We start from the raw sequence: 24,821 nt of genomic DNA on the forward strand, positions 1-24,821 counted from the left end.
CAGGAATGACGACGATCGCGCTTGCCCAATCCTTCGCACCCGCCGTCCGACTCGACCATGACGGACGCCACGACCAGCCGGTCATCGACGCCCGCAACATCGAAGTCGCGTTCAAGGTCGAGCACGGCATCGTCGAGGCGGTTAAGGACGTATCGTTCCAGCTCTATCGCGGCGAGACGATCGCGATCGTCGGCGAATCCGGCTCCGGCAAATCGGTGACGGCGCGCACCGTCATGGGGCTCTTGTCGCGGCGGGCGACGGTATCGCCGAGGTCAAGCGTCGACTATCTCGGGCAAAACATCCTGAAATTCGCCGAGAGCGCCCGGCGCAAGCTGCGCGGCAACCGCATCTCGATGATCTTCCAGGAGCCGATGAGCTCGCTCAACCCGATCTATTCGGTCGGCAGCCAGATCGTCGAAGCGATCAGGGTGCACCGCAAGGTGAGCCGCAAAGAGGCCTGGGCGCGAGCACTCGAGCTTTTGCGGCATGTCCAGATTCCCGAACCCGAAGCACGCCTCAAGCAGTATCCGCACCAGCTCTCCGGCGGCCAGCGGCAGCGCGTCATGATCGCCATGGCTTTGGCCAACGAGCCCGATGTACTGATCGCCGACGAGCCAACCACCGCGCTCGACGTCACCGTCCAGGCGCAGATCCTCAACCTGATCCGCAATCTGCAGAAAGAAATGCGGATGGCGGTGGTTCTGATCACGCACGATCTCACCGTCGTGCGCAAGTTCTCCGACTATGTCTATGTCATGCAGCATGGCGAGATGCGCGAGCATAACGTCACCGAGCGGCTCTTCGCCGATCCGCAGCATCCCTACACAAAGCGGCTGCTCGCATCCGAACCACACGGCCGGCCGAAGCCGCTGCCCGATAAGTCCAGCACGATCCTCGAGGCGAACGGCGTGCGCGTCTGCTTCACGCTGCGGCACGGCACGTTCCTTAAGCCGGACTGGCGCGAGCTGGTTGCGGTCGACGATCTCGACCTCAAACTTTGCCGTCACGAGACGCTGGGCCTGGTCGGCGAATCCGGTTCCGGCAAGACCACTTTCGGTCAGGCGCTGCTTCGGCTGCTCGACGCGAGGCGCGGCGAGATCCGCTTCGATGGCCAGCCGATCCAGGATCTCACGCGCGCCGAGATGCGGCCGCTGCGCTCGCGCATGCAGATCGTCTTCCAGGATCCGTTCTCCTCGCTCAACCCGCGCATGACGATCGGCCAGATCATCGAGGAAGGCCTGGTCGTGAACAGGATCGGGGCCACACGGCGCGAGCGGATCGAGCGGGTGCGTGAGGCGCTGGTCAGCGCCGGCATGCCCGGCGATATCCTGTCGCGGTTTCCGCACGAATTTTCGGGCGGCCAGCGGCAGCGCATCGCGATCGCGCGGGCCATCGCACTGGAGCCGGAATTCATCCTGCTCGACGAGCCGACATCGGCGCTCGATCTTTCCGTCCAGGCGCAGATCATCGACCTGCTGCGCAAGCTGCAGGACGAGCGCGGCTTGAGCTATCTCTTCATCTCGCACGACCTCAAGGTGGTGCGGGCGCTCTGCCACCGCGTGATCGTCATGCAGCACGGCAAGATCGTCGAACAGGGGCCCGTAGACGAGGTCCTCACCAGTCCCAAGACCGCCTACACCGAACGGCTCGTCCGGGCCGCTTTCGACGTGGCGTGACCATATTCCGGAGGCTCACAGTGGCAAGAAATCCCAGGATCACCTTCATCGGCGCCGGCTCGACGGTGTTCATGAAGAACATTGTCGGCGACGTGCTGCAGCGCCCGGCGCTGTCGGGCGCGACGATCGCTTTGATGGACATCAACCCGCAGCGGCTGGAAGAGAGCGCCATCGTCGTCAACAAGCTGATCGCGACCCTCGGCGTGAAGGCGAAGGCCGAGACCTATTCCGACCAACGCAAGGCGCTGTCCGGTGCCGATTTCGTCGTCGTCGCCTTCCAGATCGGCGGTTACGAGCCCTGCACCGTCACCGACTTCGAGGTGCCCAAGAGATATGGCCTGCGCCAGACGATCGCCGACACGCTAGGCGTCGGCGGCATCATGCGGGGCCTGAGGACGGTGCCGCATCTGTGGAGGATCTGCGAGGACATGCTCGCCGTCTGCCCCGACGCGATCATGCTGCAATACGTCAACCCAATGGCGATCAACACCTGGGCGATCGCCGCGAAATTCCCCCACATCAAACAGGTTGGGCTCTGCCATTCGGTGCAGGGCACGGCGATGGAGCTGGCGCACGACCTCGACCTTCCCTATGAGGAGATCCGCTACCGCGCAGCTGGCATCAACCACATGGCGTTTTACCTCAAGTTCGAGCATCGCCAGCCGGACGGCTCCTACCGCGACCTCTATCCCGACCTTGTCCGCGCCTATCGCGAAGGCCGCGCGCCGAAGCCCGGCTGGAACCCGCGCTGCCCCAACAAGGTGCGCTACGAGATGCTGACCCGGCTCGGCTATTTCGTCACCGAAAGCTCGGAGCATTTCGCCGAATACACGCCCTATTTCATCAAGGAAGGTCGCCCCGACCTGATCGAGAAATACGGCATCCCGCTTGACGAATATCCGAAGCGGTGCATCGAGCAGATCGAACGCTGGAAGGGTCAGGCGGAGGCCTACCGCTCGGCCGACCGGATCGAGGTCGAGCAGTCAAAGGAATATGCCTCCTCGATCATGAACTCGGTGTGGACCGGCGAGCCGTCGGTCATCTACGGCAATATCCGCAACAATGGCTGCATCACCTCGCTGCCTTTAGACTGCGCGGCGGAAATGCCGTGCCTGGTCGATGCTTCCGGCATCCAGCCGACCTATATCGGCGAGCTGCCGCCGCAGCTAACGGCGCTGATCCGCACCAACATCAACGTTCAGGAACTGACGGTGCGGGCGCTGATGAGCGAGAGCCGCGAGCACATCTACCACGCGGCGATGATGGACCCGCACACGGCGGCCGAGCTCGATCTCGATCAGATCTGGGCGCTAGTCGACGACCTGCTTGCAGCGCATGGCGACTGGTTGCCGGCCTGGGCGCGACCGGGCAAAAGCAAGGCTGCCTGATTAGAGCAATTTCAGAAAAAGTGTGAAGCGGTTTTCCGTCCGAAATTGCGTCAAAACAAAGAGATACGACATTTCGCCGTTTCCGTGAAACGGTGAAATGTCCTATTTGCCGGTCTGCTCGCGCTCGACCGCGCGCCAGCCGATGTCGTGGCGGAAGAAACCCTGCGGCCAGTCGATACGATCGATCGCCACGTAGGCCTTTTTCTGTGCCTCCCCGACGGTGGTGCCGGTTGCCGTGACGTTGAGCACGCGGCCGCCATTGGCGACGAGCGCGCCGCCGTTGATGGCGGTGCCCGCGTGGAAGATTTCGGCGCCGTCGCTGGCGGCCTCGTCGAGACCACGGATCACCGAGCCCTTTTCCGGCGTGCCGGGATAGCCCCTCGCCGCCATCACCACGGTCAGTGCCGCCTCGTCGCTCCAGCGCGCCGACATATGCGCGAGCTGGCCGTCGACGGCAGCGTTGAGCAGGACGAGCAGGTCGTCCTTCAGCCGCATCATCAGCACCTGGCATTCGGGATCGCCGAAGCGGGTGTTGTACTCGATCAGCTTGGGGCCTTGGTCGGTGATCATCAAACCGGCGAAGAGGATGCCGGCGAAAGGCGCGCCGAGATTGGCCATGCCGCGCATCGTCGGCTCGATGATCTCGCGCATGGTGCGCTCGGTCATCTCGGGCGTCATCACCGGCGCCGGCGAATAGGCGCCCATGCCGCCGGTGTTCGGACCGGTATCGCCGTCGCCGACGCGCTTATGGTCCTGCGCGGTGCCGAAGGGCAGCGCGGTGGCGCCGTCGCATAGGCAGAAGAAGCTCGCTTCCTCGCCGGTCAGATATTCCTCGACGACGACCTCGGCGCCGGCGGAGCCAAAAGCGCCGTCGAAACAGGCCTCGAGCGCGGCAAGCGCCTCCTCCAGCGTCATGGCGATGGTGACGCCCTTGCCGGCGGCAAGCCCGTCAGCCTTGATGACGATCGGCGCGCCCATCTTTTCGACATAGGCTTTGGCCGCGGCGAGATCGGCGAAGCGGCCATAGGCTGCGGTCGGGATGTTGAACTTGGCGCAAAGATCCTTGGTGAAGCCCTTCGAGCCTTCGAGCCGCGCCGCCGCCTTGGAGGGGCCGAAGACGCGGATGCCCCAGGCGCGCAAATCATCGGCAATGCCAGCCACCAGCGGCCCTTCCGGACCGACCACAACGAGGTCGATCTTCTTCTCCTTGCAGAAGGCGGCCACAGTGGAGTGGTCGGCGATGTCCAGCTTGACCAGTTCGGCGAAACGGCCGATGCCGGGATTGCCGGGCGAAGCATAGAGCTTCGTCAGCAGCGGCGACGCGGCGATCTTCCAGGCAAGCGCATGTTCGCGGCCGCCGGAGCCGAGAAGAAGAACGTTCATGGCCACCTCTTGCTGATCGTCTCCCCGAACCCGCTATTGGTCCAAGGGCGACGGGTCAAGGCATCTTGGCGTTTCGGGGGGCGATTGCACACGGGAAGATTGCCCACATCAAGACGCAATGAGGCAATTTGCCGATGGGAAACCGATCCCGCCCGGCCCAATCCAAAGTCGACTCAGCTCCGGAAAACGACAGGGAACCAGTCCTCGCGCAACTTCTGGCCGGGCTTGATGTGCTTCCCATGCAGCGCATTGTTCTCGCCCGCGACGCGCGCCTGCGCCTATCGAAGGCGGCACTCGCCTTCATCGAGACAGCGAAAGCATGGTTCGCCAGTCACGATGTTTTCACTGCCTGAGCGACAACGCGGCTGCTTGACGGCGCCCATCGCTGCTGCCACTCCAGCACGATGGAAACTATCCAGTCGAAAGCAGCCCAGGGCCGCGTCGCGGACGCGCCGAGCGGCCATTGGGTTTACCGGGTGCTGCCGCGCTGGCTGTGGCCCTATGCGCAGCTTGCGCGCTGGGACCGGCCGATCGGCTGGCAGCTGCTCTTGTGGCCCTGCTGGTGGTCGGCGGCTCTTGCGGCCAGCGCCTATCCGCGGCCGACGGATCCGCTGCTGACGCTGTTGCCCGCGCCCTGGTACCTGTTCCTGTTTTTCATCGGCGCCGTCGCCATGCGTGGCGCCGGCTGCACCTACAACGACATCGTCGACGAAGACATCGACAACCAGGTCGAGCGCACCCGCTCGCGGCCGCTGCCGGCCGGCAAGGTGAAGCGCCGCCAGGCCTGGGCGTTTCTGATCATCCAGGCGCTGGTCGGGCTCGCAGTGCTTTTGCAGTTCAACAGCTTCGCCATTCCGCTCGGCATCGCCTCGCTGGCCATTGTCGCGATCTACCCGTTCATGAAGCGCATCACCAATTGGCCGCAATTCGTGCTCGGGCTCGCCTTCTCCTGGGGCGCGCTGATGGGCTGGGCGGTCGAGTTCGGCGATCTCGATGGCCCCGCCATCATGCTCTATATCGGCTCGATCCTGTGGGTGATCGGCTACGACACGATCTACGCGCATCAGGACAAGGAAGACGACGCCATCGTCGGCGTGCGCTCGACGGCACGCCTGTTCGGCGACAACACGAAGACCTGGCTCACCGGGCTCTATGGCGGCACGCTTGCCTGCTTCGCCATCGCCTTTGCCTCGGCTCAAGTGCCGATGCCGGCGCTGGCCGGGCTGATTGCCGCCGGCGCGCATATGGCGCGCCAGATCATCCGGCTCGACATCAACGATCCCGATCAGTGCCTGAAGCTGTTCAAGTCGAACAACCAGGTCGGCTGGCTGATTTTTCTGGGGCTGATCGGCGGGGCGTTTTGGGTGGTGCTGAAGCCGCTGGTGTAGCGCCTCTCCTTCTCCCCTTGTCGTGGGAGGGTGGATCGGCGCGCAGTGCCGAGACGGTTGAGGGTGTTTCAGCGGAGTGAGAGCTCGGCGTTTCCTGGAGAACCCCTCATCCGTCGCCTTCGGCGACACCTTCTCCCACAGGGGGGAGAAGGGAAGGGTCGCAGCTATTCGCGCGCGATAATCTCCTCACCGCCGACGACGAGACGCAGGCCGAGATTGCCGGTCCTGCGGCGGGCGAGGAAGCGCGGGCGGCGCATGTTGGAGACACGGCCCTGGCGGCGTTCCTGCGGCGGCAGCGCTTTGATTGCGGCGCCCAGCGATTCCTCCAGCGTGCGGGCGACGCCGTCGGCCTCGATCAGAAGCATCGGCAGGCGATAGGCGTCGGCCCAGGCGCGCCAGTCGGCGGCGACGTCGTCGAGATCGTCGGCGACCAAAAGCGGCACCGACAGCATCGGATCATTGTGCAGAAGTTCCAAAGTCACGGTGACATTGCCGTCCGGATCCTCCATGGCGCGGGCGGCGACACCACGGAAGGCATTGGCGGGCAGCGCGATGATCGCCGGCACGCCGCTCATCTCCAGCGTGCGGCGAATGACGGCGCCGCGCGGGTCGATGGTGAAGGTTACATCGCCATAGTCGTCGCGCGTGGCATAGCTTACCATCTGCGGCAGGCGAAACGGGTCGAGACGCATGTTGCGCCCCGCCCAGACTGGCTTCAGTCCAGAGTTCATCGAATGCCTTCCTGTTTCTCCTGAGGGCCGTTTTCCGGTTCTCTCCGGGCCGGTTTTTCCGGCCTCGTTATGCGGGAAACATTAGCGCTCGCTTCTTACCGCCGCGCTTAAGAAAGTCAGTTAAATTTTGCTGATCGGAGCCGATGGTTATCGGAATGCGACCAGCCACAAGATGTTGGAAGAATTAGATAACCTTACCGGGATTCATGATGCCGGCCGGGTCGAAGGCCGCCTTCACCCGGCGCATCAGATCGATCGCCATTGGCGGGGCCGTGGCGATCAGCTCGTCGCGCTTCAATTGGCCGATGCCGTGCTCGGCCGAGATCGAGCCGTGGAAGGAACGCACGACATCGTGCACGGCCTTGTTCATCGGGTGGTAGAGCTCAAGGAACGGGTCGTCCTGCCAATCCAGAGGGCGAGAGATGTTGTAGTGAAGATTGCCGTCGCCCATGTGGCCGAAGCAGACGACGCGGGCGCCGGGACAGACAGTCTGGACCACGCCTGCCGCCTTTTCGATGAACTCCGGGATCGAGGCGATCGGCACCGAGATGTCGTGCTTGATCGAGGCGCCCTCCGGCTTCTGGCATTCGGGCAGCGTCTCGCGGAAATTCCAGAAGGCGTCGCCCTGGGCAAGACTTGCCGACACCACCGCATCGCCGACGATGCCCTGCTCGAGGCCGGCCGAAAGAATCTCCTCGATCAGCGCCTTGCCATCTTCTTCCGAGCGACCTGAAGAGACCTGCATCAGGGCATACCACGGCCAGTCATCCGCCAGCGGTCGGGTGATCCCTTGCCCATGCTTAAGCGTGAAGTCGTAAGGCCGTTTGGCGATCAGCTCGAAAGCCGTGAGCGAAGCACCGGCGCGATCCATCGCCAAGCTGAACAGCGAGAGCGCTGCCTGAGGCGACGACAGGCCGGCGAAGGCAACCTCCCTGCCCTTCGGCTTCGGAAAGAGCTTCAGCACCGCGGCGGTGATGACGCCGAGGGTGCCCTCGGCGCCGACGAAGAGGTTTTTCAGATCGTAGCCGGTGTTGTCCTTCTTCAGCTTGCGCAGATCGTCGAACACTTCGCCGGTCGGCAGCACCACTTCGACGCCGAGGCAAAGCTCGCGCGCATTGCCATAGGCAAGCACGCCGGTGCCCCCGGCATTGGAAGAGAGATTGCCGCCGATCTGGCAGGAGCCTTGGGCCGCAAGCGACAGCGGGAACAGCCGGTCGGCAGCGTCGGCCGCTTCCTGGAGCGTCTGCAGGATGACGCCGGCCTCGGCGGTGATGGTGTTCGACAGGACATCGATTTCGCGGATGCGGTTCAGCCGCGACAGCGAGAGCACGATGTCGCGGCCGGACTTGTCCGGCACTTGGGCGCCGACCAGCCCGGTGTTGCCGCTCTGCGGCACGACCGGCGTGCCGGTCTCGGTCGCGAGCCGCATGATGCGGCTCACTTCCTCGACGCTGCCTGGCCTCAGCACCAGCGGTGTCCGGCCATGCCAGAGGCCGCGCCGTTCGGTGATGTATGGCGCGATGTCAGCCTGATCGCGCAGCGCGTATCTGTCGCCGACGATGGCAGCGAAGCGGTCGATGAGGGCAGGATCGAGGTCGAAGGGCTGGTCGTTCATGCGCCCAAACCTAGAGCAATTCCAGGAAAAGTGTGAAGCGGTTTTCCGTCCGGAATTGCGTCAAAACAAAGAGATAGGCTCAGTCGATCTTGTCACGCGGGGCGGCGGCGCGCGCGAGCCGGTCGTTGATCGCCTCGCCCAAGCCGTCGGCCGGGATCGGCTCGACGGCGATAGTGGGCGCGCCGCTGCGGTCGAGCGCCTGCATATAGGCGAACAGATTGGCGGCGGCCTCCCGCAGATCCCCCGCCTCGGAAAGATTGCGCAGCGCCACGGCATCCTGCCAGCCTTCAGCGCGAGCGCGGCCGAAGGCGAGCAGCGCCTCGCCGCTCGTGAGCTTGCCGACGTTGAGCCGCATCGATGCGCGCGGCGCGTAATGCGAGGCGAGCATGCCGGGCGCCTGGATTCCGGTAGCGCCGCGGATCACCTCAATTCCGGCGACCGCTCCAATGTCCCGGGCAGCGATGCCGCCGGGTCGTAGCAGACGCAGCTTGCCGTCTTCGATCTTGACGATCGTCGATTCCAGGCCGACGGGCGTCGCGCCGCCGTCGACCACCAGCTTGATCTTCCCGCCGAGATCGGCCGACACGGCCTCGGCCGTCGTGGCGCTGATCCTGCCGGAGGAATTGGCGCTGGGCGCCGCGAGCGGCCGGCCTAATCTCGCGATCAGCTCGCCGCCGAAGCCTCTCGGCATGCGCAGCGCGATCGTGTCAAGCCCGGCTGTGACGAGCGGATGGATGCCGTTTTCCGCGCGCTGCGGCAACACCAGCGTCAGCGGACCGGGCCAGAAAGCTTCCGCCAGCTTTGTTGACAATGGATCGAGCGCAGCAATGCGGGTCGCCATGGCGAGGTCGGCGACGTGGGCGATCAGCGGGTTGAAGCGCGGGCGCCCCTTGGCCTCGAAGATACGCGCCACGGCAGCCCCATTGGTGGCGTCACCTGCCAGTCCGTAAACGGTCTCGGTCGGGATGGCGACAACATCGCCGCCTTCGAGCAGCGCCAGCGCCCTTTCCATCGCCTCGCCGACGCCAAGTATCTCAGCCAAATTCACCACCGATCCTGAACATGCCGGTCCCGTAATACGGCTTGGAAGCAGGGGCAAGGGCGGGCATTGGCGATTTATCAATCCCTAAAATGTTAGGTTTCCGCGCAAGCCGGCATCAATTCGCCGACGCTAGGGTGTGGATTTCCGGTTGGTGGGCGGAGAGTTGTCGTGATGCGTATGTCTTGCTTCGATGCAATTGCGAACGGAAAGCTGTTACGTCCCTTTCCTGGAATTGCTCTAGGAGCGGTCGTTATCGGTCTTCTGGCGACGAGCGGCTTGGCACAGGCTTCGTCCATCGTCGTGCTCGGCGCGGCGACCTCGACGCCATCCATTGTCAGGCTGGCCGCGATCGAGCCCGGCAAGGCTACACCGTCAGTTGTGGCGCTCGGCGAGCCGGTGCCAGCCGTCATCGATGAGAAAGTGGCCGCGATCCCGGAGAAATCCGGACAGAGGCACGCGCAGGCGCCGACGATCATTCGCGGCGGCATCGTCGGCGGCGCTTCGGCGACGCCTGCGGCGACTGCCCCGGCCAAAGAGGCCGCGACACCGGCAAACGGCACCGCGCCCGCCGCCACGCCTCCCAACGGTACGGCTGCGGCCACGCCCCCCAACGGCACGGCTCAGGCTGCCGCCAACGGCGATACCAAGGCTTCCGAGAACAACCCCGCCACGACGGCAACCGCGTCTGGCGGCGAGACGCAACCGGAAGCCCAACCGGAAGCTGCCCCGACGCCGCCGCGGTTCAGCAAGGCGATGTAGGCGCGACGGCCTCCCGCGCCTTACGGAGCATGCAGCTTCCGACCGGCATTCTGGCTGTCAGCCGACGATTTTTGAAAAATCGGCGACCTGGTCGGTGGCGGCGCGGATGCGAGCAAGCAGGGCCAGGCGGTTGGCGCGCACGGCCTGGTCCTCATCATTCACGAGAACCCCTTCAAAGAATGAATCAACCGGTTCACGCAGGACGCTAAGCGTCAGCATGGCGGCGGAAAAATCTTCGTTTTGAATCGCTTGGCCGGCTTCCTTCTCGGCCTGATTCACCGCGGCAGACAGCTTCTTTTCCGCATCCTCGCGGAACAGCGCCGGCTCAACAATCCGGGCGACCGGTGTTTTCTTCTTCTCCTCGGCAGCCAGGATGTTGGCGGCGCGCTTGGTACCGGCGAGCAGGTTCTTACCATCCCCCGTGTCGAGGAACTTGCCCAGCGCCTCGACGCGACGAACGATCTGCAGAAGGTCGTCGGACTGCGGCGTGATGACGGCGTCGATCAGATCGTACCGTGCACCGCTTTCGCGGAGATATACCTTGAGGCGGTCATGGAAGAAGCCGAGGAGATCCGAAATTTGTGCGGCATCGCCGGCGAAGCTCGAAAAGGCGTTGGCGAAGACCGATGTCAGTCCGAGGCGAATGCGGTTCTCGATCAGGATCCGGACCACGCCGAGTGCAGCTCTTCTGAGCGCGAACGGATCCTTGCTGCCTGTCGGCTTTTCATCAATCGCCCAGAAGCCGGTCAGCGTGTCGAGCTTGTCGGCCAGCGCGACAGCAATCGACACCGGGTCGGTCGGCACCCGGTCGGACGGGCCTTGCGGTTTGTAGTGCTCCTCGGCGGCCGCGGCCACCGACGGATGCTCACCCTGGAGCAGCGCATATTTGCGGCCCATGGCGCCCTGCAATTCCGGGAACTCGCCTACCACCTCGGTCTGCAGGTCGGCCTTGGCGAGCACCGCGGCGCGGGCGACGAGCGCGGTAATCTCCCCTCTCGAGGGGGAGATGTCGCCAGAGGCGACAGAGGGGGTCGTCTCGCGTGGAGTGCCAACCTCTTCCCTCTTCGAAATGCCAGAATGCGTCGCACCAGCCGAAGCAACCCCCTCTGGCCTGCCGGCCATCTCCCCCTCAAGGGGGGAGATCGACTTCGCCACCGTCGGCGCCAATTCCTCGGCCAAGCGCTTGATGCGCGCCACGCGCTGCCCTTGTGTGCCAAGCTTGGCATGGAAGGTCACATTGAGATGGTCAAGGCGCGCCATGCGCTGGTCGAGCGGCTTCTTTAGATCCAGCTCGAACTTCGCCGCCGACTCTTGCAGCGTGCCGAGGTCGGGCAGATCGCCCTGGTCGGTCTTCCAGAAATAGAGGGCGTCTGAGAGACGCGCCCGCACCACCTTGCCATTGCCGTAGGCGATCTCTTTGCCGCCGTCCTTCGCTTCGATATTGGCAACCAGGATGAAGCGATCGGAGAGTGGCGATTGGCCAATCTCCCCCCTTGAGGGGAAGATGCCCGGCAGGGCAGAGGGGAGTGCCTCGCGCTGAGAGAACGGCGGGACGGCACCCCCCTCTGTCGGCTTCGCCGACATCTCCCCCTCTAGCGGGGAGGTTGGGCGCGACGTCACGAAGCATTTCTGATTGGCGCGAATGGTTAGGCGAATGACCTCGGCCGGGATGGTGAGAAAATCCTGCTCGAACTCGCCCATCAGCACGACCGGCCACTCGACCAGGCCGGAGACCTCTTCCAGCAGGCCCTCGTCCTCGACGAGATCGAGGCCGTTGGCGAAGGCGACATTGCGGGCATCGGCCAGGATGATCTCCTTGCGCCGGTCGGCATCAAGCACGACCTTGGCCGCTTCGAGCTTCGCCACATAGTCGTCGAAGCGGCGCACGGTGATCGGGCCCGGTGCATGGAAGCGGTGGCCGTAGGTGACGTTGCCGGAGCGGATGCCGTCGATCTCGAAATCGACCACCACCGGCTCTTCGGTCTCCGGGCCGAAGGTGCAGACGATCGATTGCAGCGGCCGCACCCAGCGCAGCGAGCCGGGCTTGGCCGAGGCCGCGCCCCAACGCATCGATTTCGGCCAGGGAAAGTTCTTGATGATGCCCGGCACCAGCTCGGCGATGATCTCTTCCGCCGCCCTGCCCGGCTTCGAGATGTGGGCGACGTAGAAGTCGCCCTTCTTGGGATCGGAATGGACATGCGCCTCGGCGATCGACGAAAGGCCGGCCTTGCGCAGAAAACCCTGCACCGCCTGGTCGGGCGCGGTGGTCGAGGGGCCCTTGATCTCCTCGCGAATGTCCTTCGAGCGCGCCGTCAGCCCGCGCACGTCCAGCGCCAGGCGGCGCGGCGTCCAGTATTCGCGCGCCGCCTCATAGGTCAGACCCGCCTCGACCAAGCCGTCGGCCAGCATCTTGCGAAGATCGCCAGCCGCCTTGCGCTGCATGCGCGCGGGGATCTCTTCCGAGCGGAGTTCTAGGAGTAGGTCAGGCATCAGTTAGCTCCTTACCCTCCCCTTGATGGGGAGGGTCGGCGCGCAGCGCCGGGGTGGGGTGGCGGCGTTTCAGCCGCCAGCACCTTCGGCACCATCGCGCAGACCAAGGTGTGATTTTCGTTCTTCCACAGCCGCATAGATTGTATCGAGAACGGAATCCAGTTCGTTTTTTATCTCGTGGTTCCAGAAGCGGACGACGCGATAGCCCTGGCTCTCAAACCATCTCGTTCGGACTGCATCATGGCACTGCTGGCCATCAAAGCCATGTTGGAAGCCATCCACCTCGATGATCAGCTTCAGCCGATGGGAGATAAAGTCAGGATAGTAACCGCCAACCGACGCTTGTCGACGAAAGTGCGTTCCTTCGACCGGAATACGCCAGAGGTGCCGCCACTGCGTTCCTTCCTCGGTCATTGCCGCGCGCAGCCTTCGTGCGGACTGCAGCTTGAACCGATCAAGTTTTGGCATAGGGAAGCGCCCGTCACCCCCACCCGCCGCTTCGCGGCGACCTCCCCCATCAAGGGGGAGGTAGAGGGCGCATAGCAACTCGGCTCGCGCCTGTCACCCTGCCTGCCGGTCGGCAGTTCGAGCTATTTCAGGAAATTTTCAGTTCTTTGTCGGGACGACGCGAGCCCATCCGTCATAAGAACAGACACCCCATGAACCAAACGCAGCGCTGAAGCGACCAACGCTCAGACGGAGAACTATTGGCTGAACGACCATGAAGACGGCATCGAGAATCCTGCAGATCCTGGCACTGAGCGCCTGCTTCGCCGCCCAGATGCATGGCACATTCTCGATGCCGGGCGTGCGACAGGCACTGCGCACGATCGATGCCGCGGCAGTCCAGATCACGTTGCCGATGGCCGCCGCCGAGATCGCCAGCGTGACTTTGGGCTAAGTCGCCAGGCCGCCCGCCCGCGTCTGCAGGAACGCCTCGCCGCAAGCCTTGGCAAGGTTGCGCACGCGCAGAATGTAGCTCTGGCGCTCGGTCACGGAAATCACGCCGCGGGCGTCAAGCAGATTGAAGACGTGGCTGGCCTTGATGCACTGGTCATAGGCGGGGAAAACCAGACGGTGCATCGACGAATTGTCGTTCGACGCCGGCGCGCCGGCGGCGAGCAGCGCCTTGCACTCGGCTTCGGCGTCCTCGAAATGCCGAAGCAGCATCGCCGTGTTGGCGAATTCGAAGTTGTGGCGCGAATATTCCTGCTCGGCCTGCAGGAACACGTCGCCATAGGTGACCTTCTCAGGCCCCTCGCGGCCGTTGAAATTCAAGTCATAGACATTGTCGACGCCCTGCACATACATGGCGAGGCGCTCGAGCCCATAGGTGAGCTCGCCCGCCACCGGCGCGCATTCGATGCCGCAGACCTGCTGGAAATAGGTGAACTGCGACACTTCCATGCCGTCGCACCAGCACTCCCAGCCGAGGCCCCAGGCACCCAGCGTCGGGCTTTCCCAATCGTCCTCGACGAAGCGGATGTCATGCAGCAGCGGATCGACGCCGATGGCTTCCAGCGATCCGAGATAGAGCTCCTGCAGGTTCGGCGGGTTCGGCTTCAGGATCACCTGATATTGATAGTAATGCTGCAGCCGGTTCGGGTTCTCGCCGTAGCGGCCGTCCTTCGGCCGGCGCGACGGCTGCACGTAAGCCGCGTTCCAGCGCAACGGGCCGAGCGCGCGCAAAGTGGTGGCGGGATGGAAGGTGCCGGCGCCGACTTCCATGTCGTAGGGCTGCAGGATGACGCAGCCGTAAGCTGCCCAGTAGTTGTGCAAGGTCAGGATCAGCCCCTGGAAGGAGCGGCTGGGATGCATGTGGGCAGGGATCTCGACGGTCACGGCGGCCTCGGAAAGCGCTGGGAGTGGGCTTTCCCTAGTTGCCGGGCCGGCAAGCGTCAAGGCACGGCGCCGCATCGAGGAGAGGTTGAACGCTTTGCCGGCGGCTGGCCCATTGAAGGCCGCTCACGCGGGCCGTTTGCTTCGGTGAGCCGCAACGACAAAGGTTCCCGCCATGCGTGGTCAACTCACCGTCCGCCCCGTCACCCAGCAGGATTACGAGCAGTGGCTGCCGCTCTGGGACGGCTACAACGAATTCTACGGCCGCTCGGGCGAGACCGCGCTTGCCGGCGAGATCACCCAGATGACCTGGTCGCGCTTCTTCGACGCTTACGAGCCGGTGCATGCTCTGGTGGCCGAGCGCGACGGCAAGCTTCTCGGCCTCGTCCATTATCTCTACCACCGCTCGACCACGGCGATCGGGCCGAACTGCTATCTGCAGGATCTCTTCACCTCACAAGCCGCGCGCGGCCAAGGCGTCGGCCGGGCGCTGATCGAAGGCGTTTACGAGCGCGCCAAAGCCGCGGGCTCGGGTCGCGTCTACTGGCTGACGCACGAGACCAACCACACCGCCATGCAGCTCTATGACAGGATCGGCGAGCGCTCGGGGTTCGTCGTCTACCGCAAGATGTTTTGAAACGTTGCGGGGCAAGGGCCCCGCCAAACTGCAGAAATGTGCGCCTCAGCCCTTCGGCGCCGCGGGCGGGACCGGTTTCACCTTCGGCGTTTCCTGCGCCGTGTTGGACTCGATCGGCGGCAGGCCCTTCAGCAGCTTCTGCTGCAAGGTGGCGAGCACATCCGGGTCCGGCTTCAGGTCGCGTGCCTGGGTCCACTGGAAGGTCGCTTCCAGCTTGCGGCCGACGCGCCAATAGGCGTCGCCCAGATGGTCGTTGAGAACCGGATCCTCGGGCTTCAGCGACACGGCGCGCTCCATTTCGCGCACGGCGTCGTCGAAGCGGCCGAGGCGGTAATAGGCCCAGCCAAGCGAGTCGACGATGTAGCCGTCGCTTGGCCTGAGATCCACGGCCTTCTGGATCATCGCCAGGCCTTCCTTGAGGTTCATGTTCATGTCGACCCAGGAATAGCCGAGATAATTCAGAACTTGCGGCTGGTCGGGCTGCAGCTCCAGAGCCTTGCGGAAATTGGGCTCGGCCTTCGGCCATTCCTTCAGCCGCTCATAGGCGATGCCGCGCTGGTAGAAGATGTTCCAGTTGGCGGCGGTCGGCGTCTTCAGCTGTTCGACCGCCTTGTCGTAGAGATTGGCAGCCGAACGGTAGTCCTCCTTGGAGGAGTAGACGCCGCCAAGCGCCAGGTAGCCGCGCATGTCGGTCGGGTGCGCATCGACATAGCCCTTGAGATGCGCGATGGCTTCGTCGTGACGGTCAATGTCGGCAAGGTTCAGGCCAAGCTGCAGCTCAGAAAGCTCCTTCAATGGCGAGGAGGCCGGAATGCGCCGATAGAGCGCGATCGCGCCTTCGCCGTCCTTCAGCTGCTCGGCGACGGCGGCGAGCTGCACGAGGGCGGCGTCGCTGTCCGGCTTCAGCGCCAGCGCATATTGCAGATAGAGCCTCACGAAAGGCTCGCCGCCGCCACGGTTGAGCGCGGTGGCGAGGTCGAGCAGGATTTCCGAGGCGCCGTCGGCCGGGGTAGCGACCAGGGGCTCGATCTTGTCGCCCTTGCTGATCCTGTCGCGCAGCGTGGTGATTTCGAGCTTGCCAGGCGCGAAGGCTTCGGCCTGGTTCAGCACCGCCATCGCCTTTGTCTTGTCGCCCTTGCGGGCGAGGAACGAGGCATAGGCCTGGGCATTGCGCATCCACGTCTCGGGCGCGGAGCCGCCGGCGGCGGTATCGGCCAGGGTGGCGGCGTAGATCTCATCGGCCTTGGCGGAAAGGCCGGCGGCGTCGGCGATGAGGGCGCGATGGAAGGACTTGAACAGGCCGAACCAGTCCGGCCCCTTCAGCTTGTCGATCGAAGCCATCGCCTCGGAGGCATCGCCCGCGCCTTCCTTGGCCCAACCGTCCATGACGCCGGAGAGCAGCCGGTCGAGATCGGATTCGAGCGACAGCTTCAGCCAGTACTGAGCCTTGGCGTAGTCCTTCTTGTGGAAGGAGTCGATGGCAAGCGCCAGACGTGAGAAGCGCTCGACATCGGGAACTTCCTTGAGCTTGTCGGCATAGACCAGCGATTCCTCGAAGCGGCCCTGGGCGACCAGCGCCAGCATGAGGCTCTGCTGCAGCTCGGTGTCATTGGGGGCAAAGGCCAGCGCCTGCTTGTAATAGGCGATGGCATTGTCGAGATCGTTGTCGCTTTCGGCAATATGGGCGGCAAGATAGGCGCCCGAAAAGGACGTGATCTGGACCGGTTGGGAGTTTTCCTTGGCATGGGCAGGCAGCACCGACAGCGCCACACCCGCTAAAAATGCCAGCCTCGTCAGCCAGCGCGCACGTCCTTGCCGCATTGTATCCCTTTCAGCCAGACGCGATCCCCCTTGGCGGACCGCCCACAGAGTCGATGTTTTCCCGACAAAGCATGGCCTTTTTGGGGTCAGGCTTCAATCCGCAGCGAATCACAATGCAATCATCGGGCTTAAAAAATACGGCGTGCATCCAAAAAGTCCGGCGCGGGAAGCCGCAGACAGCGCCGCCTAAAGACGCGTATCTTGGAATCCGCTGAGGGCAACCGCGCTGCACAGGTCGGACCATTCGCAGCCCGAGCACGCCTGACGCGTCAGGCCGGAGGAAAACGCCTTGCGCATCGGCGCCAGGCTGGAGGCATCCAACACGAGCCGGTCGCCGGCCCGGACGGGCCGGCCGAGGAGAGCGCCGACGTCGCGCGCCGCGAGCGCGTCGCGCTCGGCGGCGCCTTCGCCCAGGCAGTGCGGCTCGCGCTCGTCCAGCATCGGGGCGCAGATGGCGTCCGGCCCGGACACGATCAGGACCGCCTCGCCCTCGCCCAGCCGCTTCACCACCTTGTCGTAGTTGGCGGTGAAGGCGGGCGAGTAGCCTTTGCCGACATAGGTCAGCAGGCAGAGCAGATGGTGGGCGCGCAGCCTGACAGTCATTGCATCTTTGACGAGCGGTCGCGCGGTTCGGCCCGATAGGTGGAAAAGAGCTTCAGCGTCGCGGCGCCCAGCGCCGACTTCAGGAGGCCGCCGACAATGAAGGGCAGGAAGCCGAAGGTGATGGCCTTCTCGGCGCCGATCATGGCGGCAAGCCAGGCCGTGCCGAGCACCAGGCAGAGAAGATTGCCGATGAGCATGGCGGCGAAGGCAAGCATCACCCGATTGCCGTTCCAGCCGCGCTCGGCCAGCCAGCCGACGATCGCACCGACGATCGGGAAGGAGAAGAGATAGCCGCCGGTCGGGCCCATAAAATGCTGCACGCCGGCCGCACCGCCGGCCAGAACCGGGAAGCCGGCGGCACCCTCGACAAGCCAGGCCGCGATGGTCAGCGCGCCGAAGCGCCAGCCATAGAGCGCACCGACCAGCGTCACCGCGAAGGTCTGCATGGTCACCGGAACCGGCACCATCGGCACCTCGATATAGGATGACAGCGCCAGGAACAGCGAGCCGAGGACGACGGCGCCGAACTGCCAGGCAACGGAGCGGCTGTGCAGTTGGAGCGGGCTGAAGGAAGACTGGCGGGTCGAAACGGCGATGTTTGTCACGGTGAGGCCCTGGTTGAGTTGAAATTATAGATAATTCCTGCAATCGATCTATTATCGAATCCACAATTTTGCGGAGATAGCAAGCGCTGCCTTGCGGAGGCAGATCGCAGGAGCAATGAGGCTCAGCCATTCACCGACATTTGACTGCTACGGAGCGCAGAAAGGCAGCTGTGTCTGCGTTCTCGCGCTAGCCGACGATGGCGAAGGCGTCGCGAGTCCTGCCGGAAGCGGTCTTGACCGGTTTTTGGCCGATCCATTGCACATGCCGGCCGAGCGTGGCGGCGGCCGATTCCGTGTTGCCTTGCCTCAGCGCGCTCAGGATCGCCCGGTGATCCTGATCGGTGCGGGTCTCCCATTCGGAGCGCCAGGCGGCGAACAGGAAACGCGCGCTTGCGGCATGCAGGTCGTCGATGGTGGAAAGCAGGCGCGGCATGTTGCAGGGCGTCAAGATCAAGCGGTGGAAGGTGCGATTGGCCTCCTCCCAGGAGCGGACATCGCGGGATTTGTCGCCCGCCTTGGTCGCCTCCTCGGCGCGGTCGAGGATCGCCGGCGTCAGATGCGGCGCGGCGTGGCGCAGCGCCAACACTTCGAGCGCGGCGCGCATCTCGGCCACTTCCCTGACCTCGCCGAGATCGAAAGCGGCCACACGCACGCCGCGGCGCGGCTCGCTGATCGCCAAACCCTGCGCCTCGAGGCGGCGGAAGGCCTCGCGCACCGGCACGTGGCTGGTGCCGAATTCCTCGGCGACATGATCCTGGCGCAGCCGCGATCCGGGCTCGATAGCGCCCGAAATGATGCGGTCCGCCAGTTCCTTGCTGATGCGGACGGCGATCGTGTCCTCTGTGGTGGCCATGTTTTATAGATAATTTGCTGAGCGGCCGTTTGTCGAGACGGCCAGAGCGGAATCACAGGCGCCCGCCCGGCGGACGCCAGGCGATGCCAAGGAGAACCGACAGGCGCTCAGTTGACGCGGCTGATGCAGAAATCGATGACGTCGATCAGCGCCGATTTCTGCGGCGTCGCCTCCAGCGGCGCGAGCGCGTCGCGGGCGATCTCGCCGAAGTGACGGGCGCGGCCAATCGTGTCGGCGATGGCGCCATGGCGGGTCATCAGACCGATCGCCTTTTCGAGCCCGGCATCGTCGGCGACATTTTCCTCGATGGCGCGCTTCCAGAAGGTGCGCTCGGCCTTGGTGCCCCGCCGATAGGCGAGGATCACCGGCAGCGTCACCTTGCCCTCGCGGAAATCGTCGCCGACATTCTTGCCGAGATCCTTGCTGGAGCCGCCATAGTCCAGCGCGTCGTCTATGAGCTGGAAGGCAAGGCCGAGATTCATGCCATAGGAGCGCAGCGCCGCCCGGTCGGTGCGGGAAGCGAGCGCGATCACCGGACCGACCTCGGCGGCGGCCGAGAACAGGGCGGCGGTCTTGGCCTTGATGACGGCGAAGTGCTCGTCCTCGGTGGTCTCCAGATTCTTGGCAGCCGCAAGCTGCATCACCTCGCCCTCGGCGATGATGGAGGCGGCGCTCGACAGGATGTCGAGAGCCTCCAGCGAGCCGACTTCGACCATCATGCGAAAAGCCTGGCCGAGCAGGAAGTCGCCGACCAGCACGCTCGCCTGGTTGCCCCAGATCATGCGCGCCGTCTTCTTGCCGCGGCGAAGCGCGCTCTCGTCGACGACGTCATCGTGGAGCAGCGTCGCGGTGTGCATGAATTCGACTGCGGTGGCGAGCTTGACGTGCCCCTCGCCCGCATAGCCGAACATCTGGGCGGCGGCGAGCGTCAGCATCGGCCGCAGCCGCTTGCCGCCGGACGAGATCAGGTGGTTGGCGACCTCCGGGATCATCTCGACGTCGGAGCCGGCCTTCGACAGGATCAGCTCGTTGACCCGTCCCATGTCGGCTGCCGTCAGGTCGATGAGATCCTGGATGGAAGCAGGTTCCCGCTTGCCTTCGATATTCAGAACGACACCCACCACGATCACTCCCGTCTCATTGACGCGCCCGACAACACCCTGGTCCCGGTGGGACTCTAGGTCGGCACAACCGCGCACGGCAAGAGGCGAATTGGCGCGGTTTGGCTGGCGCTGGGCTGCCCTGGCGTTTACATGAGCGCCGCAACCTGCGATTTTCATTCCATGATCGAGCTTGTCCGCACCAACGACGCCGTCCTCATCTCCTTCGTCGAATCGCTCATGCGCGACGCCGGCATCGCCTGCTTCGTCGCCGACCAGAACATGAGCGTGCTCGACGGATCGATCGGCATCCTGCCCAGGCGCGTCATGGTCGATGCCGAGAAAGCCGATGCCGCGCGGCGCATCCTGAAGGATGCCGGCATCGAGAACGAGATCCGCCGGCAATAATGGCAGCATCAACCGCCCTCGCCCCGGACACGCCGGCCCACACGGTCGACGCCTTCCATCGCGGGCGCTTCTGGCTGGTGCAGCCGCGACAAGGCCACCGTGCCGGCATGGACGCCATGATGCTGGCTGCTGCCGTCCCGTCCGGCTTTTCCGGCCGGCTCGCCGATTTCGGCGCGGGCGCCGGTGCGGCGACGCTCGCCGTGCTGTCGCGCTGCCCTTTGGCACACGCGGTTCTGGTCGAGCGTTCCGCGGAGATGGCGGCCTTTGCCGCGGCCACGCTTGCCCACCCCGGGAACGCGCATCTCGGCGACCGCGCCTCGGTGCTTAAGGCCGACGTCACGCTTGCGGGACGGGCACGGCACGGAGCCGGACTTGCCGACAATTCGTTCGACTTCGTCGTCATGAACCCGCCCTTCAACGCGGCGCAAGACCGCGCAACGCCGGACGCGCTGCGCAGAGAAGCGCATGTCGCGGAGGACGGCCTGTTCGAGCGCTGGGTCAGAAGTGCGGCTGCCGTCGTCAAGCCGCGCGGCGGACTGGCGGCGATTGCGCGGCCGGAGCAGCTTGTCGCCATCCTGGATGCGATGGAAGGCCGCTTCGGCGATGCCGAGATGCTCTGCGTGCACCCGCGCCCAGACGCGGCGGCGATCCGCATCGTCGTCAGGGCGGTGCTCGGCGCGCGCGGAAAACTGTCGATCCGGCCTCCGCTCACCTTGCACGGCGCATCCGGCAACGAGCCGACGGAGCGGACCGAAATGATCAACAACGGGCTGGCGTCGCTGTTCGGCGATTGATCAGAGGCCGGCGATGCGGCATTGCCGTTGCGCGGCGAATTCCTACATGCCCGGGAGTAAGGATGAGGTCTGACCTTGCTCTAGCATCTCTTGTGGAGACAAGCTTTCGTGAAACGCTTCTTCAACCGCCTGCTGCCGAAATCCTGGCGCTCGACAGTCGTCACCATTCCGGTCATCCGGCTGCATGGCACGATCATGCCCGGCGGCGGCCAGTTCCGGCCAAGCCTGTCGCTCGCCTCGACGGCCGGGCTCATCGAGAAGGCGTTCGGCTTCGACGCGCCGGCGATTGCGATTTCGATCAACTCGCCGGGCGGCTCGCCGGTGCAGTCGCGGCTGATCTTCAAGCGCATCCGCGACTTGGCGGCAGAGAAGGACAGACGAGTGCTCGTCTTCATCGAGGATGTGGCGGCCTCCGGCGGCTACATGATCGCAATCGCCGGCGACGAGATCTTCGCCGACCCTTCCTCGATCGTTGGCTCGATCGGCGTCGTCTCCGCCTCCTTCGGCTTCCCGGAGCTGATGAAGAAGATCGGCATCGAGCGGCGCGTCCACACCGCGGGCCAGAACAAGGCCGTGCTCGACCCCTTCAAGCCGGAAAAGAGGGAAGACGTCGAGCGGCTGAAAGCCTTGCAGCTCGAAGTGCACGAGACCTTCATCGATCTCGTCAAGGAACGGCGCGGCACCAAGCTCAAGGACGACCCGGATCTGTTCACCGGACTGTTCTGGACCGCCAAAAAGGGTCTCGAGCTCGGCCTCGTCGATGCGCTGGGCGACATGCGCAGCGTGCTCAAGACCCGTTTCGGCGAAAAGACGCAGCTCAGGCTGATCACCGCGCCGCGCGGGCTTTTCGGCCGTTTCGGCCTGTTCGGATCGCGTTTTTCGGCGCCGGACATCGCCGCGGCCGCGGCCGGCGGCGTCATCGATGCGGCGGAAGAGCGCGCGCTGTGGGCGCGCTTCGGGCTTTGAAAAAGCCATGATTGCGTCTAGCATGGCCGCTTGACCGACCCATCCGGCCGGCCTTGCCGCGAGAAACGCGGGAGGAGTTGTGAGATGCCGCAGATCATTTTCTTCGTTGTCGTCGGCGCCGCCGCCTATTTCGGTTATCGCGCTTTCGTACGCGAGGCCGAGCGCGTGACGGCCAAGATCCGGCGCACCGAGAAGCAGGCGGCCAACGGCACGATGGGAACGCTGGTCAAGGATCCGAAGACCGGCGAGTACCGTCTGGCTAAGGACTGAACACCATCTCGCCAGCAGCCGACATTCTGGAGGCCGAGGCCAAGTCCCGGACATGGCTTGCGCCTGCCAAGATCAACCTCGCGCTGCATGTCACCGGACGGTGCGCGGACGGTTACCACCTGCTCGATAGCCTTGCCGTGTTCACGCGCTTTGGCGACCGGCTCGAGATCGAGCTGGCGCAAGACGATGCGTTTTCGGTGTCTGGCCCCTTCGCCGCCGGCGTGCCAATCGATGGCGACAATCTGGTACTCAAAGCGCGCGACGCGTTGCGGCGGGAAGCCGGCGCGCAACAGACGCCACCAGTCGCCATCCGGCTGGAGAAGAACCTGCCGGTCGCTTCCGGCGTCGGCGGCGGCTCGAGCGACGCGGCGGCGGCGCTCAACGGCCTTTCGCGCCTCTGGAAGCTCGACATCGGGGAGGCGGGGCTGGCGCGGATCGGGCTGACGCTCGGCGCCGATCTGCCGATGTGCCTCAAGGCAAGGCCGCTCATTGCGCGCGGCATTGGCGATGAAGTGTCGCCGCTGACGGAGTTTCCGGCGCTGGCGCTCATCCTGGTCAACCCGGGCGTGGCCGTTTCGACACCCGAAGTGTTCAAAGCGCTTTCCAAACCTGACAATGAGGCATTGCCGCCGCTGCCCGGCCGGCTCGATTTTCACGGCATACGCAATTGGCTGGACACGACGCGGAACGATCTCGAACCTGCCGCTCGCGCCATCCAACCGGCGATTGGCGATGCGCTCAAGGCGCTGAAAAAAGCGGGAGCCGCCTTTGCCCGCATGTCGGGCTCCGGCGCTACCTGCTTCGGCCTGTTCGAGACTGGCAATGTCGCCAAGCGCGCGGCGATCGACATCCGCCGACGCCATCCCAGTTGGTTCGTGGCCGCGACGCGCAGCATGGAGACCGACTGATGGCCAACGAAAGCCGCCCCTTCATCCCGGTGCGCATCGCGGTGCTGACCGTTTCCGACACGCGCAGCCTGGCCGAGGACAAATCCGGGCAGATATTGGCCGACCGCATCGCAGAGGCTGGCCATATACTGGTGGCTCGCGACATCGTCACCGACGACCGCGAGAAGATCCGCGAAAAAGTGCTCGCCTGGTCGAGGGATGAAACGGTGGACGTCGTTATCACCACGGGTGGCACCGGCTTCACCGGCCGCGACGTAACGCCGGAAGCGCTGGAGCCGATTTTCGAAAAGCGCATGGACGGCTTTTCGGAAGTCTTCCACCGGATTTCCTATGACAAGATCGGCACATCGACGATCCAGAGCCGGGCGACCGGCGGCGTCGTCAACGCCACCTTTATCTTCGTGCTGCCGGGCTCGCCCGGCGCGTGCAAGGATGCTTGGGACGGCATCATCAAGGCGCAGCTTGACTACCGGCACATGCCCTGCAACTTCGTCGAGATCATGCCGCGGCTGGACGAGCACCTCAGGCGCCGCGGCAAGCCGGAGTAGCGGCCCCGTCCGGCTCAGCGGATGACCGGCTCGCCGTGGAAGCGGCGGCGCGACGGCCGCGAGACGCCGAAGCCGATTTCCATCATCAGCCGCGGCGTATGCGTCGGCACCGTTCCCATATGGAAGCCGAACGGATCCTCGACGAAGCCGAGGCCCGCCTCGCCCGTCAGCGTCGCAGCGCTTTCCGGACCGTAGACGTCCAGCACGTCTTCCGCGGGGTGGCCGACCAGAAGCGTGAGCTGGTGCTTGAGCGCGCGGCGCCTGTGGCTGCCGCGGACATAGACATGCGGGCCGGTGCCGGCGTCGACCGGCACCAGATAGAAGAAGAATTTCAGCATCCGCCAATCGTCGAGATCGAAATGGTATTTGCCGAGCGAGGCGAGATTCTTGTCGGCATCCGAGGCCTTGCCGGTCGGAAAGCTCCACCACACGCGCGTCGTGATCAGTTTCGCCTGGCCGCCGAGATAGTGCTGCGCGACCTCGAGGAGCAGCGGATCCCGCTGGATGGCAAGCGCCGCCGGGCAATCGAGGATGCGTTCGAAATAATGCCCGCTGAGCAGCGAGCGGCCGAAACGCTTCTCCGCCTCGGCATGGTCGCCCGGAATGAATTCGAGACGGCGGTCGAAATTGCCGAAACAGGGCGTGCGTTGCGCAAAAACGGCGATCTCCTCATGGATCGCCGACGGCAGCGTGAACCCCGAAAACAGTCCATCGGAGCGAAGCGCCGCGACCACCGCCTCGCGATCGACGCCGGCAAACATCGTCTCTCCCGCATTGTCGAGCGGGCGAACGCGTCTGGCGCCTAGCCAGTGCATGCGGCGCCCCGGCATGGTGCGCGCCAGCACGAACATCGGCAGCCAGGCCGGATTTTCGCGTAGATCTTTCAGATAGGTCGGGATGCGCACGGCGATGCGCCTGAACAGGCTGCCATTACGAGCGATCGCCTCCAGGCTGGCCGCGCCTGAATTGTCTGGAGTACCAAGGTTCATCGGGTTCC

At 64.7% G+C, this 24,821-nt stretch carries 26 protein-coding genes; 13 read left to right on the forward strand and 13 right to left on the reverse strand.

What is annotated here, in order from left to right; translation table 11 throughout:
- Positions 1-5 precede the first annotated feature (5 nt).
- The gene (locus CK222_RS15220) at positions 6-1,676 is read left to right on the forward strand and encodes an ABC transporter ATP-binding protein (protein WP_095800904.1); all 1,671 of its coding nucleotides are present in this window, start codon (positions 6-8) and stop codon (positions 1,674-1,676) included.
- A gap of 20 nt (positions 1,677-1,696) precedes the next feature.
- Positions 1,697-3,064 (forward strand): alpha-glucosidase/alpha-galactosidase, encoded by a 1,368-nt coding sequence (locus CK222_RS15225; RefSeq protein ID WP_095800905.1) that lies wholly within the window; start codon positions 1,697-1,699, stop codon positions 3,062-3,064.
- Positions 3,065-3,166: 102 nt separating this feature from the next.
- Here the strand turns inward: CK222_RS15225 and purD are convergent, their stop codons facing one another.
- On the reverse strand, positions 3,167-4,447 hold the full coding sequence (purD, locus tag CK222_RS15230; RefSeq protein WP_095800906.1) for a phosphoribosylamine--glycine ligase: 1,281 nt from the start codon (positions 4,445-4,447) through the stop codon (positions 3,167-3,169).
- Between the two features lie 134 nt (positions 4,448-4,581).
- Here purD and CK222_RS15235 point away from each other — a divergent pair, with 134 nt between their 5' ends.
- Positions 4,582-4,800, forward strand: a complete 219-nt coding sequence (locus tag CK222_RS15235; RefSeq protein ID WP_067327823.1) for a hypothetical protein — start codon at positions 4,582-4,584, stop codon at positions 4,798-4,800.
- Between the two features lie 51 nt (positions 4,801-4,851).
- A complete protein-coding gene (gene ubiA, locus CK222_RS15240; RefSeq protein ID WP_067327822.1) occupies positions 4,852-5,835 on the forward strand; it encodes a 4-hydroxybenzoate octaprenyltransferase in 984 nt (327 codons plus the stop codon).
- A gap of 164 nt (positions 5,836-5,999) precedes the next feature.
- On the opposite strand, the gene CK222_RS15245 is transcribed toward ubiA, so the two are convergent.
- The 3 genes from CK222_RS15245 to CK222_RS15255 all read right to left on the reverse strand — a co-directional run bounded on the left by CK222_RS15245 (position 6,000) and on the right by CK222_RS15255 (position 9,223).
- Positions 6,000-6,566, reverse strand: a complete 567-nt coding sequence (locus CK222_RS15245; RefSeq protein WP_095800907.1) for a DUF6101 family protein — start codon at positions 6,564-6,566, stop codon at positions 6,000-6,002.
- A gap of 184 nt (positions 6,567-6,750) precedes the next feature.
- Positions 6,751-8,181 (reverse strand): FAD-binding oxidoreductase, encoded by a 1,431-nt coding sequence (locus CK222_RS15250; protein ID WP_095800908.1) that lies wholly within the window; start codon positions 8,179-8,181, stop codon positions 6,751-6,753.
- A gap of 79 nt (positions 8,182-8,260) precedes the next feature.
- Complete coding sequence (locus CK222_RS15255) at positions 8,261-9,223, reverse strand: L-threonylcarbamoyladenylate synthase (protein WP_176477649.1); 963 nt, start codon at positions 9,221-9,223, stop codon at positions 8,261-8,263.
- 276 nt (positions 9,224-9,499) lie between these two features.
- Here CK222_RS15255 and CK222_RS15260 point away from each other — a divergent pair, with 276 nt between their 5' ends.
- Positions 9,500-9,982 carry a hypothetical protein gene (locus tag CK222_RS15260; RefSeq protein ID WP_095800910.1) on the forward strand — a complete coding sequence of 161 codons (483 nt, stop codon included), beginning with the start codon at positions 9,500-9,502 and terminating at the stop codon, positions 9,980-9,982.
- A 57-nt stretch (positions 9,983-10,039) separates the two neighbouring features.
- On the opposite strand, the gene glyS is transcribed toward CK222_RS15260, so the two are convergent.
- Both glyS and CK222_RS15270 read right to left on the reverse strand, forming a co-directional pair.
- Entirely contained in the window at positions 10,040-12,472 is a 2,433-nt protein-coding gene (gene glyS / locus CK222_RS15265) for a glycine--tRNA ligase subunit beta (RefSeq protein WP_095800911.1), read from the reverse strand.
- A 69-nt stretch (positions 12,473-12,541) separates the two neighbouring features.
- Complete coding sequence (locus CK222_RS15270; protein WP_095800912.1) at positions 12,542-12,940, reverse strand: DUF559 domain-containing protein; 399 nt, start codon at positions 12,938-12,940, stop codon at positions 12,542-12,544.
- A gap of 253 nt (positions 12,941-13,193) precedes the next feature.
- Here CK222_RS15270 and CK222_RS15275 point away from each other — a divergent pair, with 253 nt between their 5' ends.
- Complete coding sequence (locus CK222_RS15275) at positions 13,194-13,373, forward strand: hypothetical protein (protein ID WP_095800913.1); 180 nt, start codon at positions 13,194-13,196, stop codon at positions 13,371-13,373.
- On the opposite strand, the gene CK222_RS15280 is transcribed toward CK222_RS15275, so the two are convergent.
- A complete protein-coding gene (locus CK222_RS15280) occupies positions 13,370-14,314 on the reverse strand; it encodes a glycine--tRNA ligase subunit alpha (protein WP_082954005.1) in 945 nt (314 codons plus the stop codon). The two genes, CK222_RS15275 and CK222_RS15280, sit on opposite strands and share 4 nt — an antisense overlap.
- A 172-nt stretch (positions 14,315-14,486) precedes the next feature.
- On the opposite strand from CK222_RS15280, the gene CK222_RS15285 reads away from it, so the two are divergent.
- Entirely contained in the window at positions 14,487-14,948 is a 462-nt protein-coding gene (locus tag CK222_RS15285; RefSeq protein ID WP_095800914.1) for a GNAT family N-acetyltransferase, read from the forward strand.
- 45 nt (positions 14,949-14,993) lie between these two features.
- On the opposite strand, the gene CK222_RS15290 is transcribed toward CK222_RS15285, so the two are convergent.
- The 5 genes from CK222_RS15290 to CK222_RS15310 form a co-directional block, all read right to left on the reverse strand.
- The gene (locus CK222_RS15290; RefSeq protein ID WP_095800915.1) at positions 14,994-16,769 is read right to left on the reverse strand and encodes a tetratricopeptide repeat protein; all 1,776 of its coding nucleotides are present in this window, start codon (positions 16,767-16,769) and stop codon (positions 14,994-14,996) included.
- A 186-nt stretch (positions 16,770-16,955) separates the two neighbouring features.
- A complete protein-coding gene (locus tag CK222_RS15295; RefSeq protein WP_095800916.1) occupies positions 16,956-17,372 on the reverse strand; it encodes a DUF1284 domain-containing protein in 417 nt (138 codons plus the stop codon).
- Positions 17,369-17,977 (reverse strand): biotin transporter BioY, encoded by a 609-nt coding sequence (locus tag CK222_RS15300; RefSeq protein WP_095800917.1) that lies wholly within the window; start codon positions 17,975-17,977, stop codon positions 17,369-17,371. The genes CK222_RS15295 and CK222_RS15300 overlap by 4 nt, the downstream gene beginning before the upstream one ends.
- A gap of 187 nt (positions 17,978-18,164) precedes the next feature.
- Complete coding sequence (locus tag CK222_RS15305; protein WP_095800918.1) at positions 18,165-18,830, reverse strand: GntR family transcriptional regulator; 666 nt, start codon at positions 18,828-18,830, stop codon at positions 18,165-18,167.
- 107 nt (positions 18,831-18,937) lie between these two features.
- The gene (locus tag CK222_RS15310) at positions 18,938-19,951 is read right to left on the reverse strand and encodes a polyprenyl synthetase family protein (protein ID WP_095801112.1); all 1,014 of its coding nucleotides are present in this window, start codon (positions 19,949-19,951) and stop codon (positions 18,938-18,940) included.
- Positions 19,952-20,113: 162 nt separating this feature from the next.
- Here CK222_RS15310 and CK222_RS15315 point away from each other — a divergent pair, with 162 nt between their 5' ends.
- The 6 genes from CK222_RS15315 (at position 20,114) to moaB (ending at position 23,824) form a co-directional block, all read left to right on the forward strand.
- Positions 20,114-20,338, forward strand: a complete 225-nt coding sequence (locus CK222_RS15315) for a DUF2007 domain-containing protein (protein WP_066999078.1) — start codon at positions 20,114-20,116, stop codon at positions 20,336-20,338.
- Positions 20,338-21,132, forward strand: a complete 795-nt coding sequence (locus CK222_RS15320; protein WP_176477650.1) for a methyltransferase — start codon at positions 20,338-20,340, stop codon at positions 21,130-21,132. The genes CK222_RS15315 and CK222_RS15320 overlap by 1 nt, the downstream gene beginning before the upstream one ends.
- 108 nt (positions 21,133-21,240) lie before the next feature.
- Positions 21,241-22,098 (forward strand): S49 family peptidase, encoded by an 858-nt coding sequence (locus CK222_RS15325; protein WP_095800919.1) that lies wholly within the window; start codon positions 21,241-21,243, stop codon positions 22,096-22,098.
- An 84-nt stretch (positions 22,099-22,182) separates the two neighbouring features.
- Entirely contained in the window at positions 22,183-22,368 is a 186-nt protein-coding gene (locus CK222_RS15330; RefSeq protein WP_066999017.1) for a hypothetical protein, read from the forward strand.
- A 26-nt stretch (positions 22,369-22,394) separates the two neighbouring features.
- Complete coding sequence (locus CK222_RS15335; RefSeq protein WP_095800920.1) at positions 22,395-23,276, forward strand: 4-(cytidine 5'-diphospho)-2-C-methyl-D-erythritol kinase; 882 nt, start codon at positions 22,395-22,397, stop codon at positions 23,274-23,276.
- Complete coding sequence (gene moaB / locus CK222_RS15340) at positions 23,276-23,824, forward strand: molybdenum cofactor biosynthesis protein B (protein WP_066999023.1); 549 nt, start codon at positions 23,276-23,278, stop codon at positions 23,822-23,824. Before CK222_RS15335 ends, moaB begins: the two co-directional genes overlap by 1 nt.
- Before the next feature lie 14 nt (positions 23,825-23,838).
- On the opposite strand, the gene CK222_RS15345 is transcribed toward moaB, so the two are convergent.
- Positions 23,839-24,813, reverse strand: coding sequence for a hypothetical protein (locus CK222_RS15345; protein WP_095801114.1), 975 nt, complete (start codon positions 24,811-24,813; stop codon positions 23,839-23,841).
- Positions 24,814-24,821: the final 8 nt, after the last annotated feature.

It is taken from the genome of Mesorhizobium sp. WSM3866 (assembly GCF_002294795.1).
Classification (GTDB): Bacteria; Pseudomonadota; Alphaproteobacteria; order Rhizobiales; family Rhizobiaceae; genus Mesorhizobium.